The sequence below is a fragment of the Streptomyces sp. DT2A-34 genome (assembly GCF_030499515.1).
GTDB lineage: Bacteria > Actinomycetota > Actinomycetes > Streptomycetales > Streptomycetaceae > Streptomyces.
This window is the reverse complement of the sequence record NZ_JASTWJ010000001.1, coordinates 463,722-479,368: the sequence shown is the minus strand read 5'-3', so window position 1 is coordinate 479,368 and position 15,647 is coordinate 463,722. Positions and strand designations below refer to the sequence as shown.

Sequence of the window (15,647 nt, the reverse complement as noted above, 5' to 3'; positions counted from 1 at the left end):
TCGCCGTCGGTCTCCCACTCGACCAACGTCCACAGTCCGGGCTGGCCCGCGGCCGCGCTCGCCGAGTTGTCGATGCAGCTGACCTTGCGCAGGCGCAGGCCCGGCGGCTGGAAGTCGGCGCCGGGGCGGAGGCTCTCGCCGATGAGGTATCCAACGCTCCCTTTGGCACGGCGTTCGAACTTGCACTGGCGGCGCGATTGGTGCAGCAATTGCCCCCAGAAACAGGACGGGTTGGCCTGCTGGACGCCGTGGTTTCGGAGCACCTTCGTGAATTGCAGCACCCCACGGCCGTCCGGCAGGTTCTCCATCACTGGTCCCTATTAATGGATGAACGCCTGACGGGATGGCTTCCTCTGACGGAGGATATTCGTTCCGCAGCCCTGCTGGCTACGCAAATGGGGGTCTGCAAGCGTAGTGGATGATGCACTGCGCTGTTCGGTGATACGCATTCGGCAGCAGCGGCTCGAGTTCTGTCACGAGTGGTATGCGCGCTTGATAACAGCAGAGTCCCTCCTGTGGCGTTGCAGCAGTGCGAGAGAACTCGCAACGGAGCTCACCCGGCCGCATCGCCGCGGACTCTCCGTCTGGGCAGTTCCGCTAATGAGTGAACGCGACTCGTCGCGTGATCTGCTCCGTGGTTTGTCGGACAGCGATCCGCTGACGAAGGCTCTGCGCGGACAGTTGGGGCCAGCGGCCGCCCAGATAGTTTTAACCGAGGTGCGCCATTGCTTGGGCATCGCCACAGATGCCGTATCAGCCTCCACTGTGGTGGCCGTCGACCCTTTCGGCCATCCGTTTCAGTACAAGGTAACGCCAGCTCAGTCATGGAGTGACTACGAACGCGGGCTATTCTCTTCCATAGGTGCGACTGCACGTGACGGACGCTTGCTAGATCAAATCGTGCTACTTCTACGCAAAACAGAGGAAAGTTTCCGGCAGGGGTCTGTGCACTCTGCGGAGCGGCATCAGCCTGTCCTGGACTCGCTGATTGCTACAGCACTCGCCGGGCCGTCCAATTTCGATGATGCGCGTCTGCCGGCCGATGTTTTGGTGCACAAGGCAGAGGCGAGCTTTATGTTTGCCCGCGAGGCGCCTTCACTGCCCGGCGGAGCAAAGCTTGCCAAGTGCGTAGGCAGCCTCACCTCCGGAGAAGTCGCCGTTCCGCTGTTACTTTGCTTCTTGCTCCGACATACGGCCGATGCTGCCACCATTGCACTTACACCGCGCTTGCTCGCCCACGCTTGGAGCACCGGTGCCGCACATCTTCAATGGGCAGCTCTCGACATGATTACAAGCAACCGCAGCGTAGCGGACACGAACACAACGGCCGAAATCATTGAACTACTGACCGGCATGAACACGAACGACTTGCTGGTTTCCGGCGCACTCGTCGACGCTCTCCACATTTACGGCCAAATAGATTCTCCGTATCAGGTCCGGGAGATCATGTCGGACATCGCCCGGATTCTCGCCGATCCGGACCACGCAGACGCCCACAGTCACGCTCAACGAATCATCAACAGTCAATTCGAGGACGTACTCGCGGTACCGTTCACAGAGGCGATCGAATCCCTATCTCCTGAAGAGCGAATTATGCTCACAGCCCTCGCTGTACAACAGGGGGACGCAGGATTATTTACGGACGTTCTTCTGCATCAGCTACTTGACAGTCGGGAATCCGCAGCATTGCCTGCATTCCGCTATTGGGCTTCCCACCTCGACGTGCGGGACCCGTTCCGGCAGAACGTCTTCGCGTGTCACGTGCTTGGCATTCAGGGCTGCGCCGCCCACATGTCCGCCCCGCCCCCATTACTGTCTGGCTACGAACGGTCCCGCTACCGGCCGATCGCGTCAGGCCGGGTTGCGATGTCCGGCTCCCGCCCCTCTCCCGTCGCGGATTGCGGGAAGGCCCGGCGCACGAAATCCGCGATGTGGTCGTACAGCAGGTGTGCGGCGCCGCTCGCGTCGCCCTCCAGCGCGCGCGTGAGGATCCGCCGGTGCTCCTCCGCCTCCCGTTCCCAGCTCGGGGTGGACTCCCAGGCCACCACTGAGACCAGCGCCGCCTGGTCGCGCAGGTCGTCCAGCATGCGCACCAGGAGCGGGTTGCCGCAGGGGTGATAGAGCGCGCGGTGGAAATCGCGGTTGGCCAGGGAGCGCTCGGCTCGGTCCTCGGCGGCGTCGGCGCGATCCAGGGCCTCCCGGGCGCCGGCGAAGTCCGAGTGCGCGAGAGTGCTGCGGCGCAGCGCCTCCGGTTCGAGCAGCAGCCGCACGTCGTAGACGGAGCGCGCCATGGTCGCGTCCACGGCGCGCACTGCCGCGCCCTTGAACTCGCTCATCACCACCAGGCCGCGTCCGGCCAGCGTCTTGAGCGCTTCGCGTACGGGGGTCTTGGACACCCCGAACCGCCCGGCCAGCTCGATCTCGACGAGCGGCTGTCCCGGCGGGAGCTGGCCGGTGAGGATGGCCTGCGTCAGGTGTTCGAGGACGAACCGGGTCCGGGAGGGGATGGGAACGGCCGGTGTGGGGCCGGGCACGGGCGCATTCATGCGGCAACAGCTCTCAGGTCTCGGGGCGGCATCGGGTGGTCATGCGAGGCGGGTGCCGTTCTCCGCCAGCCGCACCGGTCGGTGAGTGGCGGCCGAGGTGCTCGCCGCGACGCCGACGAGCACGCTGCGGATGCCGTCGCGGTATCCCGCCTGCCGGCCCAGGGGGTCCCGGGCGGGGCCTCGGAAGACGTCGTCGAGGAGCAGCCGGTCCCCGCCGCCGTGTCCGCCGCCTTCGCCTTCGCCGTCCAGGGAGATCTCCTCCCGCGGGGACCAGTGCCGTTGCAGGGTGAGTCGTTCCCAAGCTCCTTCGGCGTGCTCCTTGTCGCGCGCCGAGGGGTCGACGGCGGCGTGTGGCGGGGTCCAGGCGCGTTCGCAGACCTCCAGCTCGGCCCGGCCCTCGGTGCCGTTCACCGCCACGCGGTACCCCTCGAAGGGCGCGTGGGCGTGCAGCGAGTAGGTCAGCATCGCGCGGTTGTCGTAGCGGACCAGCACCGCCATGGTGTCGTCGATGGTCACTCCGTCGCCGAACACGTCCTGGTCCCGCTGGTAGCCGTCCTCGTGCTCGGCGTCGAGGTAGAGCCGCGCGAGGCGTTCGTCGCGGGACATGTCCAGCAGGAAGGGGTCGGTGTCGGCCGAGGGCGCGCCCGTGCCGCGCGCCGGCCGCGGGCCCAGACCTCGCCTGCGGGCGTTCTCACTGCCGTAGAAGAGCAGGTCCGCCTGGGCGAAGACCAGCTCGGGGTCGGCGTCCAGCCACCAGTTCACCAGGTCGAAGTGGTGGGTGGACTTGTGCACCAGCAGCCCGCCGGAGTGGGCCCGGTCCCGGTGCCAGCGCCGGAAGTAGTCCGCGCCGTGGAGGGTGTCCAGCACCCACTCGAAGTGCACGGAGGTCACCTCGCCGACGGCGCCGTCGGCGAGGAGCCGCCGCAGCGCCGAGTTCCGCGGCGAATAGCGGTAGTTGAAGGTGACGATGGTCCGGGCGGTGCTGCGCGCGGCCGCGGCCGCGATCGCCGCGCAGCCCTCCGCGTCGGTGGTGAGCGGCTTCTCCACCACGACGTCCACGCCGGCGTCCAGGGCGGCGCACACATAGTGGGCGTGAGTGGCGTCCACCGAGGTCACCACCACCGCGTCGGCGCCCTCCAGCATCGCGGTGAAGCCGTCCGGGCCGAAGCACGGCACGGGACTGCGGCCCGTCGCGGCGATGCGCTGGTTGTAGAAGTCCATCCGGGTCCGGTTGACGTCGCACAGCGCGACGATCTCTCCGGTGTCGCTCCAGTCACCGAGCAGCGCGTCGACGTACATCTGCGCGCGGTGGCCGAGCCCTACGACGGCGTAGCGGCGTTTCCCGGACGATTCCACGGGCAGTTCCACAGGCGATTCCACAGGCGGCTCCTCGAAGGCGGGTCTTCGGGTTCAGGCGGTGCACGCACGGCACGCCGGGCGTCAGCGGGACACGGTGCTCAGCCGAGCGTGCTGTTCGCCTCCTCCAGGAACCCTTCGGCGGCGTCCTGCGGGGTCTTGTTGCCGGAGATGACGTCCTGGCCGTAGCGCTTGAGCATGTCGGGGATGTCGGCGGCGCCGTCCGGATACGCCGAGGGCGGATCGGTCAGTTTGTCGCGGACCTTGTCGACGAAGTCGAGCGACGCCTGGTCGGCCGTGGGCAGGTCGCTCCGGATCTCGTCGAGGACCTTGCTGTTCATCGGCAGGCCACGGTCGCTGCCCAGGATCTTGCCGGCCTGCGGGTCGTTGACGAGGAAGTCGATGAGCTTGCCGGCCGCCTGCCGCTGCTCGCTGTGCGCACTGGCGGCCCAGAACATCGCCGGCTGGAGGAACATGCCGCTGCTCGACGCCCCCGGTGCCTGCGGCATCCGCAGCAGCTCGATCTTCTCGCCGGAGGCGACGTTGGCGGCGCTGAGCTGGTTGGTCCAGAACATCCCCATGCCGCCCTTGTTGGTACCGATGAGGGACTGCTCGATGCTGTTGGCGTCCAGCTCGTTGCTGAGGGCGGCGTCGGGGGAGCCCTTGCTCTTGATCATGTCCACGTTGAGCTGGTACCAGTCGGCGAGGGTGCCGGCCGAGACGCCTATCTTGCCGTTGTCGTAGAGCGATTCGCCGCGCTGGGAAGCGAAGGCGGTCAGGTAGGCGTCGTTGAAGTTGATCTGGGTGCCGTAGGTGCCGCTGCCGCCGGCCTTGGTGAGGCGGGTGCTGACGTCCTCGTAGTCCTTCCAGGTCCAGGACGCGTCATCGGGCAGGCTCACCCCCGCCTTCTCGAAGACGGAGGTGTTGGCCATCACGGCCCAGGCGTTGGCGCCGGTGGGGATGGCGTACTGGGTGCCGTCCACGGCGCCGCCGGCAAGCAGCTTCGGATCGAGATCGCCGGTGTTCACCAGCCCCTTCAGATCGGCGAGCGTGTCCTTGCGGGCGAACTCGCCGAGCTTGCGGATCTCGATGGCGAAGACGTCCGGGGCGTCCCCGGCGGCGACCTTGGTGGTGAGCTGGTCGTAGTACGAAGTCCAGTCGGAGTACGACGACTTGACCGTGATATCCGGATTCTGCTTCTCGAAGACGTCGATGGCCTGCTCGGTGATCTTGTGCCGGCTGGCCTCGCCCCACCAGCTGACCTTGAGCGTGACCTTGCCGTCGTCGCCGGACCCCGAGTCGCCTCCGCAGGCGGCGGTGGCGGCCAGGGCGCCGGTGGCCGCGAGTGCTGCGCAGAGTCTTGCCGTCCTCTTTCGATGAAGCACGGAAATCTCTCCTTCGGTGCGTGCCGGTCGGTCGGAATCAGTGGGTGCAGGCAGTGTGTGTGGGCTGCTCCGCGGGCTTGCTATTTCAGGCCGGTGACGGCGACCCCGCGGACCAGGTATTTCTGGCCCGCCAGGAAGAAGCCGAAGATGGGGCCGAGGGAGAGCACCGACATCGCGAACATCGGTCCCCAGGCGGACTGGCCCGACGAGTCGAGGAAGGTGCGCAGGGCCACCGGCACGGTGTGCTTGTCCGGATCGGTGAGGAAGATCAGCTGGCTGAGGAAGTCGTTCCAGGTCCAGATGAAGGTGAAGATGGCGGTGGTGGCCAGCGCCGGCAGTGACAGCGGAACGATGATCCGGCTGAAGATGCGCCAGTGGCCGGCCCCGTCGATCCGCGCGGCCTCGTCCAGGTCGCGCGGCAGTGTCCGGATGAACTGCACCATCAGGAAGACGAAGAAGGCGTCGGTGGCGAGGAACTTCGGCACGATCAGCGGGTAGAACGTGTTGATCCAGTCCAGCTGCTTGAAGAGGATGTACTGCGGGACGATCACCACCTGCAGGGGCAGCATGATGGAGCCCAGCATGAGCGCGAACCATAAGCGCTTCAGCGGGAATTCCATGCGCGCGAAGGCGTACGCGGCCAGTGAGCAGGCGGTCAGGTTCCCCAGTACGGCGCCGCCCGTGATGATCAGTGAATTGACCAGGTAGTGACTGAAGGGGCTGCTGAGCGCGTTCCAGCCGTCGGTGAAGTTCTGTCCCGTGACGCTGGTGGGGATCAGTCCCTGCTCGCGGAAGATGAGCCCCTCCGGTTTGAGGGAGCTGGAGACCATCCACAGCAGTGGATAGAGCATCACCAGGCCGAAGAGGATCAGGCCGAGGTGGATCAGGAGTTTCTTCCCCCGGAGCGCGAGCAGTGCCCTGGCCAGCAGCGTGTTGTTCAGCCCGGCGCGGGCGGCCTTTTCGGTTTTCACCTCAGTTGTCACCGTAGAACACCCAATACTTCGACATCAGGAAGTTCAGTGCGGTCAGGCAGGCGATGATGATGACCAAAAACCAGGCCATCGCCGAGGCGTAGCCCATCTCGAAGGAATTGAAGCCCTTGGTGTACACGTACATCGTGTAGAAGAGCGTCGAGTCCGAGGGACTTCCGTTTCCGCCGCTGACCACGAACGCCTGGGTGAACGACTGGAAGGCGCCGATCAGTTGCAGAATCAGGTTGAAGAAGATGACCGGGGTCAGCAGTGGCATCGTGATGTGGAAGAACTGCCGCACCTTGCCCGCTCCGTCGATACCGGCCGCCTCGTAGTAGCTGACCGGGATCTGCCGCAGACCAGCCAGGAAGATCACCATGGGTGAGCCGAAGGTCCACACGTTCAGCACGATGAGCGTGCCCAGCGCGGTGGACGGGTCGCCGATCCAGCTGTGCCCGTCGACGCCGAACAGGCCGAGGAAGTGGTTGAAGAGGCCGTCGTCCCCGAAGACCTTCCGCCACAGGATGGCGATGGCCACGCTGCTGCCGAGCAGCGAGGGCAGGTAGTACACCGAGCGGTAGACGGCGAGGCCCCGCACGCCCCGGTCCAGCACCAGCGCCAGCAGCAGCGCGAAGGCCAGTTGCAGCGGCACCGAGACGAAGACGTAGATCGTGGTGTTCTGCAACGCCTTCAGAAACCGCGGGTCCTCGCTGAACATCCTGGTGTAGTTGTCCAGGCCGACCCAGTCCGAGCCGCCGATGAGGCTGTAGTCCGTGAACGACAGATAGAGAGACGCCAGCAGCGGCCCCGCGGTGATGAACAGCAGCCCGCCGAACCACGGCGTCAGGAAGAGGTACGCGGCGAGCGCCTCTTTGCGTCGCCGCCGCCTGCGTGCCCGGTCGGCCTCCTGCGCACTCGCGGAGCGTCGGCCGTCGCCTGGCGCCTCGTCCGGGCGCGGACGCACCTGAGTGCCGGTCAAGCAGGCCTCCTGACATCGAGCGAGGGGCGGATGACTCAAGGGCGCATGTCATATATGGCGTATGAAGTACGTCGTATGGCGTGGCAACGTAGAACCGTCCGAGGGAACCGTCAACAGTGCGCGCTGCGATTCGTCGGAGGTGGCTGCCGGGAGGCTGTGGCTTCTCCGTACGGCGGTGGGGGCGGCCGGGTTGGCGCTGACGCTCTCGCGGTGTGCTCGTACGTTCAGTCGGGGCATCTCGTATGCCATATGTGACATGCGTCGTACGTGATCTCGCGTTCAGGTGCGAGCGCAGGTCGGCCGTGGACCGGGCCTCGCCCGGCGACGTCTTCCGAGCGGCGTGGCGTCCCCGACGGTTCCCTCGGGAACTGGGCGACGACCTTCTCGGTGCTCGGGTCGATCACGTCGATGACGCTCTCGGACGATCCGTCGACGAACTTCCCGTCGACGAAGTGCCGGGCCGGAGGAAGGTCGGCCTCGGTGATCAGAGGGGATGCGCCTGCTGCGTCGGACCGTTGCCGTCATGGGGCCGGTGGCGGTGGACATGGTCAGTGACTCCCTGAGTGTGGTGGGGTGGGAAGGCCGGGCCCGTCACGGCCGGGGGGAGTGCGCGCGGGGCTTCAGTCGCCGGCCGAGGAAGGCATGCTCCAACCGCGTCCGGGCGGCGCGACCGCCGTCCCCGCCATCACGGCGAAGGACGTCCTCGATCTGTACGCCCTGCGCGCCGGCCTCGGCGCGCTGCTCATCCGCCGGGTCGCCATGCTCGGCCCGGAGAACCTCGCCGCGGCCACGGCGGCCCTGGCGGAGGTCCGCGCCGCCGCCCGGGACAAGGACCACGCCCGCCCGCGTGAGGTGGATCTGTGGTTCCAGGACGCCCTGGCCCGTACGGCGGACCTCCCGCAGGCCGCCGGCACCTTCGAACGCCTGACGGCCCGGCTGCACATGTTCGTGACGGTTCTGGACATGGACTACAGCCAGGCGTTCGACACCATCACCAACGAGGACACGGCGGTCTACGACGCGTTGCGCAACGCCGACGGGAACGAGGCGGCACGCCTGTGGCGGGTCAAGATCGAGCGCTGCGTCCGCTACATGATCGCCCAGCTGCCCGAGGACGACGTCGCCCCGCACCTGTGGATGTCGCTGGCGGGCAGGCCCCGCCTGCACTGACGCCAACTCCCGTGCGTCCGGGCGGAATCAGGTCCCCGGGTGCCTCTCGGACGGCCGCGTCTCTCAGATGGCCGCGCGAATGGCCCGTTCGAAGTCCTCGACGTGGCTGCGGGCCAGCCGCGCCGCCTTCTCCGGTTCACCGTCGACGATCGCCTCGATCAGCGGTCCGTGCTCCTCGACATGGCCGGCCATGTCGGACAGCCGGTCGATGAACAGGCACCAGATACGGGTGGCCAGGTTGTCGTGGCGGACCAGGGCGTCCTCGAGGTACGGGTTGTGCGCGGCGGCGTAGACCGCGCGGTGCACCTGGAGGTCCAGGTGCATGAGCTCGGTGGCGCCCTGCCGGGCGGAGTCCACGCGCTCCAGCTCGCGCCGCAGAGCCGTCAGCGTCTCCCGGTCCGCAGGCGTGGCCCGCCGCGCGGCCTGGGCGGCGGCCAGGGGCTCCAGCTCCTGCCGCACCTCGGAGATATGGGCCAGGTCGGTGATGTTGACCTCGGTGGCGAAGGTCCCGCGCCGGGGGTAGGTCGCGATCAGGCGCTCGTACTGGAGCCGCTTGAGCGCCTCGCGCACCGGTGTGCGTCCGACGCCGAGGGACTGGCCCAGCTGCTCCTCGTTGATCGGCGCGCCGGGGCGGATCTCGAGCATGACGAGCCGGTCGCGGATGGCGCGGTAGGCCCGCTCGGCCAGAGAGAGTTCCTCGTCCCTCGCCTCGGTCGCCGCGTACTGCATGGAAAATGCCCCCTTGACCTCTCCGTCGAGCTCACATACCTTACCGCAGAGTCTGATATATCAGTTGCTCACCAGCTGGCTCTCAGGATGGTGCACAGATGGCAACGAACCCGTCGCTCACCTCATTCGCCTCCTCCCTCTCCCTCCCGCTCAGCGAACTCGACCCGGACGTCGCCGCCGCGGTGGCCGCCGAACTGCACCGCCAGCAGTCGACCCTGGAAATGATCGCCTCGGAGAACTTCGCCCCGGCCGCCGTCATGGAGGCCCAGGGCTCGGTGCTGACCAACAAGTACGCCGAGGGCTACCCGGGCCGCCGCTACTACGGCGGCTGCGAACACGTCGACGTCGTCGAGCGGTTGGCCATCGCCCGGGTGAGGGAACTGTTCGGCGCCGAGGCCGCGAACGTGCAGCCGCACTCGGGTGCCCAGGCCAACGCGGCCGCGATGTTCGCGCTGCTGAAGCCCGGCGACACGGTTCTCGGCCTCGACCTGGCGCACGGCGGTCATCTGACGCACGGCATGCGCATCAACTTCTCCGGCAGGCTGTACAACGTCGTGCCGTACCACGTGCGCGAGTCCGACCTGCGCATCGACATGGACGAGGTCGAGCAGCTCGCCCTCGCCCACCGGCCGAAGATGATCGTCGCCGGTTGGTCGGCCTACCCGCGCCGGCTGGACTTCGCCGCGTTCCGGCGGATCGCCGACCAAGTGGGCGCGTACCTGATGGTGGACATGGCGCACTTCGCCGGACTGGTGGCCGCGGGCCTCCACCCGAGCCCCGTGCCGTACGCCGACGTCGTCACGACCACCACCCACAAGACCCTCGGCGGACCCCGCGGCGGTGTCATCCTCAGCCGTGCCGACCTGGCCAAGAAGATCAACTCCGCGGTCTTCCCCGGCCAGCAGGGCGGCCCGCTGGAGCACGTCATCGCGGCGAAGGCGGTGGCCTTCAAGGTGGCCGCGGGGGAGGAGTTCAAGGAGCGCCAGCAGCGCACCCTCGACGGCGCCCGCATCCTCGCCGGACGCCTGCTGGCCGACGACGTGGCCGAGGCCGGGATCACGGTCCTGACCGGCGGCACCGAAGTCCACCTGGTCCTCGTCGACCTGCGGGGCTCCGCGCTCGACGGCCGGCAGGCCGAGGACCGGCTGCACCGCATCGGCATCACCGTCAACCGCAACGCGGTGCCGTTCGACCCCCGCCCGCCGATGGTCTCCTCGGGCCTGCGGATCGGCACCCCGGCCCTGGCCACCCGCGGCTTCGGCGAGGCGGAGTTCCGGGAGGTCGCGGACATCATCGCCCAGGCCCTGAAGGAGGAGCAGCTCGGCGACGAGCGCGCGGGCCTGCTGCGTGACCGCGTCGAGAAGCTCGCCGCCGCCTTCCCCCTCTATCCCCACCTGTCCCACCTGAACGGAGACGCGGCATGACCACCGAGGCCCTGCCGGAACACCCGGACTTCCTCTGGCGCAACCCCGAGCCGCGCTCCTCGTACGACGTCGTCATCGTCGGCGCGGGCGGCCACGGCCTGGCCACCGCCTACTACCTCGCCAAGAACCACGGCATCACCAACGTCGCCGTCCTGGAGAAGGGCTGGCTGGCCGGCGGCAACATGGCCCGCAACACCACGATCATCCGCTCCAACTACCTCTGGGACGAGAGCGCGGCGATCTACGAGCACGCGCTCAAGCTGTGGGAGGGGCTCCCCGAGGAACTGGACTACGACTTCCTGTTCAGCCAGCGCGGCGTCCTCAACCTCGCGCACACCCTCCAGGACGTCCGCGAGGGCGTGCGCCGCGTCAACGCCAACCGCCTCAACGGAGTCGACGCCGAGTGGCTCGAACCGGACGAGGTCGCCGAGGTCTGCCCCATCCTCAACGTCTCGCCGCGCACCCGCTATCCGGTCCTCGGCGGCACCTTCCAGCCCCGGGCCGGCATCGCCAAGCACGACCACGTGGCCTGGGCGCTGGCCCGCCGGGCCGACGAGCTGGGCGTGGACCTGATCCAGGGCTGCGAGGTCACCGGCTTCCTCAAGGACGGCGACCGGGTCGTGGGCGTCGAGACGAACCTCGGCCGCATCAAGGCAGGCCGGGTCGGTCTCGCGGCGGCCGGGCACAGCAGTGTGCTGGCCGAGCGGGCGGGCGTACGGCTGCCGGTGCAGTCGCACCCGCTGCAGGCCCTGGTCTCCGAACTGCACGAACCGGTGCACCCCACCGTCGTCATGTCGAACCACGTGCACGTCTACGTGTCCCAGGCGCACAAGGGCGAGCTGGTGATGGGCGCGGGCGTCGACTCCTACAACGGCTACGGTCAGCGCGGCTCCTTCCACGTCATCGAGCAGCAGATGGCCGCCGCCGTCGAGCTGTTCCCGGTCTTCGCCCGCGCGCACGTGCTGCGGACATGGGGCGGCATCGTCGACGTCACCCCGGACGCCTCCCCGATCATCGGCAGCACTCCCGTGGAGAACCTCTACGTCAACTGCGGCTGGGGAACCGGCGGTTTCAAGGCCACCCCGGCCGCCGGCTGGACCTTCGCGCACACCGTCGCCACGGGCGAACCGCATCCGCTGAACGCCCCCTTCGCCCTCGAACGCTTCACGACGGGCGCCCTGATCGACGAACACGGCGCCGCGGCCGTGGCCCACTGAGAGCCCGTGGAGAGAAGGACACCGTGCTGCTGATCAGCTGCCCCTGGTGCGGTCCCCGTGACGAGACCGAGTACCACTACGGCGGACAGGCCCACGTCCCCCACCCCGAGAACCCCGCCGACCTCACCGACGAGCAGTGGGCCGAGTACGTCTTCTACCGCGACAACCCCAAGGGCCCCTTCGCCGAGCGGTGGGTGCACAGCATCGGCTGCCGTCGCTGGTTCAACGTCCTGCGCGACACCGTCACCAACGAGTTGCTCGCCACCTACCGGCTCGACGAGCCCCGCCCCGAGCTGCCCCAGGCCGGAGGGAACCGATGACCGACCAGCACTTCCGGCTCCCGCGAGGGGGCCGCATCGACCGCGGCAGCGTGCTGCGGTTCACCGTCGACGGGCGGGAGCTGACCGGGCACCCCGGAGACACCGTCGCCTCGGCGATGCTGGCGAACGGCCTTGTCGAGGTCGCCCCGTCGCTCTACCGCGGCCGCCCGCGCGGCATCGTCGCCGCGGGCGTCGAGGAACCCAACGCCCTGCTGCGGATCGACGGTTCGTGCTCGGAGGGCATGCTGCCGGCCACGACCGTGGAGCTGTACGACGGCCTGTCCGCCACCACGCTCTCCGGGATGGGCCGACTCGACCCGACCCCCGACCCCGCCGTCTACGACAAGAAGTACGTCCACACCGACGTCCTGGTCGTCGGCGCCGGCCCGGCCGGACTCGCGGCCGCCGCCTCCGCCGCCGGCTCCGGCGCCCGCGTGATCCTCCTCGACGACCAGCCCGAGCCCGGCGGTTCGCTGCTCTCCGGGAGCAGCGAGACGACCGGCGCCCAGTCCGCCCTCGACTGGGTCGCCGACGTCCGCGCGGCCCTCGACGCCGCCCCCGAGGCCGTCGTACTGCACCGCACCATGGCCTTCGGGTCGTACGACGACAACTACGTGCTGGCCCTCCAGCGGCGCACCGACCACCTCGGAGCCGGGGCCCCCGAAGGCGTCTCGCGCCAGCGGCTGTGGCACATCCGGGCCCGCCAGGTCGTCCTGGCGACCGGCGCGCACGAGCGTCCGCTGACCTTCGCCGGCAACGACCGCCCCGGGGTCATGCTCGCCGCGGCCGTGCGCACCTACCTCAACCGGTACGCCGTGGCGCCGGGCTCGCGGGCCGTGGTCAGCACCACCAACGACAGCGCCTACGACACGGTCGCCGACCTCCACGCCGCCGGCATCGACATCGCCGCGGTCGTGGACGCACGCCCCGAGCTGTCCCACCGGGCCGCCGAGGTGGCCGTGGCGACCGGGGTGCGGGTGCTGACGGGCAGCGCCGTGGTCGACACCTCGGGGGACCGCCGGCTCACCGGCGTCACCGTCCAGGCCCTCGACACCGACGGGCAACTCGCCGGGGCTCCACGGTCGTTCGACTGCGACCTGCTCGCCGTCTCGGGCGGCTGGAGCCCGGTGGTGCACCTGCACAGCCAGCGTCAGGGGCGGCTGCGCTGGGACGAGGAGCTGGTCGCCTTCGTGCCCGACGGCGCCGTACGGGACCAGCAGGTCGTCGGTGCGGCCCGGGGGACGTACGACCTCGACGGCTGTCTGGCCGAGGGAGCGCGGGCAGGTGCGCGGGCCGCGACCGACGCCGGGTTCCCGGTGTCCGTACCGTCGCCCGGCGATGTCCGGTCGTCAGGCCCGGTGCGTGCCCTGTGGCTGGTCCCCGCCCCCGACGGCGAACCCGGCGCCTGGGACACCCACTTCGTCGACCTGCAACGCGATGTCACCGTCGCCGATGTCCGGCGCTCCACCGGCGCCGGCATGCGCGGCGTGGAGCACGTCAAGCGCTACACCTCGCTCGGCACGGCCAACGACCAGGGCAAGACGTCCGCTGTCAACGCGATCGGTGTCATCGCCGAGGCGCTCGGCGCGGGCGGGTCGCCCGGGGAGATCGGCACCACCGCCTACCGGGCGCCGTACACGCCGGTGGCCTTCGCCGCCCTGGCCGGACGGGAGCGCGGCGAGCTGTTCGACCCGGAGCGGACCACGTCGATCCACAGCTGGCATGTGGCGCACGGGGCGTTGTTCGAGGACGTCGGGCAGTGGAAGCGCCCCTGGTACTTCCCCCGGCCCGGTGAGGACATGGACACGGCCGTGGCCCGCGAGTGCCGGGCGGCCCGTGAGGGGGTGGCGTTCATGGACGCGTCCACCCTCGGCAAGATCGAGATCTGGGGCGCGGACGCGGGCGAGTTCCTCAACCGCGTCTACACCAACGCCTTCAAGAAGCTCAAGCCCGGCATGGCCCGCTACGGCGTCATGTGCAAGCCCGACGGCATGATCTTCGACGACGGCGTGACACTGCGCCTCGACGACAACCGCTACTTCATGACCACCACGACCGGCGGCGCCGCCGGGGTCCTGGACTGGCTGGAGGAGTGGCTGCAGACCGAGTGGCCCGAACTCGACGTGCACTGCACCTCGGTGACCGAGCAGTGGACGACGATCGCGGTCGTCGGCCCGAAGTCGCGCGAGGTCGTCGCCCAACTCGCGCCCGACGTCGACCTGTCCGCCGAGGCGTTCCCCTTCATGGCCTTCCGCGAGACCACCCTGGCCTCCGGCATCCCGGCCCGCATCTGCCGGATCTCCTTCTCCGGCGAACTCGCCTACGAGATCAACGTCTCCGCCTGGTACGGCCTGACCGTCTGGGAGCAGGTGTGGGAGGCCGGGCAGCCGTACGGCATCACCCCGTACGGCACCGAGACCATGCACGTGCTGCGCGCCGAGAAGGGCTACATCATTGTCGGCCAGGACACCGACGGCACCGTCACCCCGCAGGACGCCGGCATGTCCTGGGTGGTCTCCAAGCAGAAGGACTTCATCGGCAAGCGGTCCTACTCCCGCGCCGACACCGCCCGCACCGACCGCAAGCAACTCGTCGGCCTGCTCCCGAGCGACCGCACGACCCGGCTGCCCGAGGGAACCCAACTCGTCGCGCCGGACGTCGACTTGGCGACCGTGCCCGTGCCGATGCTCGGCCACGTCACCTCCAGCTACCACAGTCCGGCCCTCGGCCGCCCCTTCGCCCTCGCCCTCGTCGCCGACGGGCAGGCAAGGAAGGGCCAGACCATGCTCGCCCCGGTGGGCGAGGAACTGGTGCCCGTCGAGGTGACCGACTTCGTCCTCTACGACCCCGAAGGGACCAAGCGCGATGGCTGAGCCGACGATCGACGCACGGGTGAGCCCGCTGGCGCACCTGGAAGAGCGGATGCGCGCCGCCGCGGTCACCGGCGCGCGCGGCGTCACGCTGACCGAGCGGCCGTTCCTCACCATGGTCGATCTCCGGGTCGACCCCGCTTCCGAAGCGGCCGACCGCATCGCGAAGGCGCTGGGAGCGCCGCTCCCCGGGCGGTGCGGCCAGACCACCTCGTCCGGCCCCCACACGGTCCTCTGGCTCGGCCCGGACGAGTGGCTCGTGCTGTCCCAGGCCGAAGCGGCCGCGGTGACCGCCGAGTTGGGGGAGGCGCTCGGCGGCGACCCGGGCTCGGTCGTGGACGTCTCCGCGAACCGCACCACGCTGGAGCTGAGCGGCCCGGCCGCCCGACAGGTGCTGGAGAAGGGCTGCCCGCTGGACCTGCATCCCCGGTCCTTCGCACCCGGCCAGGCCGTGTCGACCACGGTGGGTCCCATCGCGGTACTGCTCTGGCAGGTCGACGACGGGCCGACGTACCGGCTGTTCCCGCGGTCCTCGTTCGCCGACTACCTGGCGCGCTGGCTCATCGACGCGATGAGCGAGTACCGCGGGCCGGAGGTGCCCTGACGGGTGCCGAGCGTGACGCCCCCGCCGGGGGCACGTACAAGGAGGCCGCAGCGGCCTCGCCGTCAACGTCATCGAT

General features: G+C 69.1%; 12 protein-coding genes. 6 read left to right on the top strand and 6 right to left on the bottom strand.

Annotated elements, in window-relative coordinates:
• Window positions 1–1,835: 1,835 nt before the first annotated feature.
• From QQM39_RS02250 to QQM39_RS02230, 5 genes are all read right to left on the bottom strand, one after another.
• Entirely contained in the window at window positions 1,836–2,546 is a 711-nt protein-coding gene (locus QQM39_RS02250; RefSeq protein WP_301994882.1) for a GntR family transcriptional regulator, read from the bottom strand.
• Between the two features lie 39 nt (window positions 2,547–2,585).
• Entirely contained in the window at window positions 2,586–3,926 is a 1,341-nt protein-coding gene (locus QQM39_RS02245; RefSeq protein WP_301994881.1) for a Gfo/Idh/MocA family protein, read from the bottom strand.
• 77 nt (window positions 3,927–4,003) lie between these two features.
• On the bottom strand, window positions 4,004–5,287 hold the full coding sequence (locus QQM39_RS02240) for an ABC transporter substrate-binding protein (RefSeq protein WP_301994880.1): 1,284 nt from the start codon (window positions 5,285–5,287) through the stop codon (window positions 4,004–4,006).
• Between the two features lie 80 nt (window positions 5,288–5,367).
• Window positions 5,368–6,258, bottom strand: coding sequence for a carbohydrate ABC transporter permease (locus QQM39_RS02235; protein WP_367668866.1), 891 nt, complete (start codon window positions 6,256–6,258; stop codon window positions 5,368–5,370).
• 1 nt (window position 6,259) lies between these two features.
• Window positions 6,260–7,237, bottom strand: a complete 978-nt coding sequence (locus QQM39_RS02230) for a carbohydrate ABC transporter permease (RefSeq protein ID WP_301994879.1) — start codon at window positions 7,235–7,237, stop codon at window positions 6,260–6,262.
• A 642-nt stretch (window positions 7,238–7,879) separates the two neighbouring features.
• Here QQM39_RS02230 and QQM39_RS02225 point away from each other — a divergent pair.
• Window positions 7,880–8,407, top strand: coding sequence for an FCD domain-containing protein (locus QQM39_RS02225; RefSeq protein WP_301994878.1), 528 nt, complete (start codon window positions 7,880–7,882; stop codon window positions 8,405–8,407).
• 63 nt (window positions 8,408–8,470) lie between these two features.
• On the opposite strand, the gene QQM39_RS02220 is transcribed toward QQM39_RS02225, so the two are convergent.
• Complete coding sequence (locus tag QQM39_RS02220; protein WP_301994877.1) at window positions 8,471–9,136, bottom strand: GntR family transcriptional regulator; 666 nt, start codon at window positions 9,134–9,136, stop codon at window positions 8,471–8,473.
• 98 nt (window positions 9,137–9,234) lie between these two features.
• Here QQM39_RS02220 and glyA point away from each other — a divergent pair, with 98 nt between their 5' ends.
• The 5 genes from glyA to soxG are packed head-to-tail and all read left to right on the top strand — an operon-like array spanning window position 9,235 to window position 15,571.
• Window positions 9,235–10,560: a serine hydroxymethyltransferase gene (gene glyA, locus QQM39_RS02215; RefSeq protein WP_301994875.1), complete on the top strand. Its 1,326-nt coding sequence runs from the start codon at window positions 9,235–9,237 to the stop codon at window positions 10,558–10,560.
• Complete coding sequence (locus QQM39_RS02210; RefSeq protein WP_301994873.1) at window positions 10,557–11,777, top strand: sarcosine oxidase subunit beta family protein; 1,221 nt, start codon at window positions 10,557–10,559, stop codon at window positions 11,775–11,777. The genes glyA and QQM39_RS02210 overlap by 4 nt, the downstream gene beginning before the upstream one ends.
• A 23-nt stretch (window positions 11,778–11,800) precedes the next feature.
• Window positions 11,801–12,097, top strand: a complete 297-nt coding sequence (locus QQM39_RS02205; RefSeq protein WP_301994872.1) for a sarcosine oxidase subunit delta — start codon at window positions 11,801–11,803, stop codon at window positions 12,095–12,097.
• The gene (locus tag QQM39_RS02200; RefSeq protein ID WP_301994871.1) at window positions 12,094–14,970 is read left to right on the top strand and encodes a sarcosine oxidase subunit alpha family protein; all 2,877 of its coding nucleotides are present in this window, start codon (window positions 12,094–12,096) and stop codon (window positions 14,968–14,970) included. Before QQM39_RS02205 ends, QQM39_RS02200 begins: the two co-directional genes overlap by 4 nt.
• Window positions 14,963–15,571: a sarcosine oxidase subunit gamma gene (soxG, locus tag QQM39_RS02195; RefSeq protein WP_301994870.1), complete on the top strand. Its 609-nt coding sequence runs from the start codon at window positions 14,963–14,965 to the stop codon at window positions 15,569–15,571. Before QQM39_RS02200 ends, soxG begins: the two co-directional genes overlap by 8 nt.
• The last annotated feature ends 76 nt before the right edge of the window (window positions 15,572–15,647 follow it).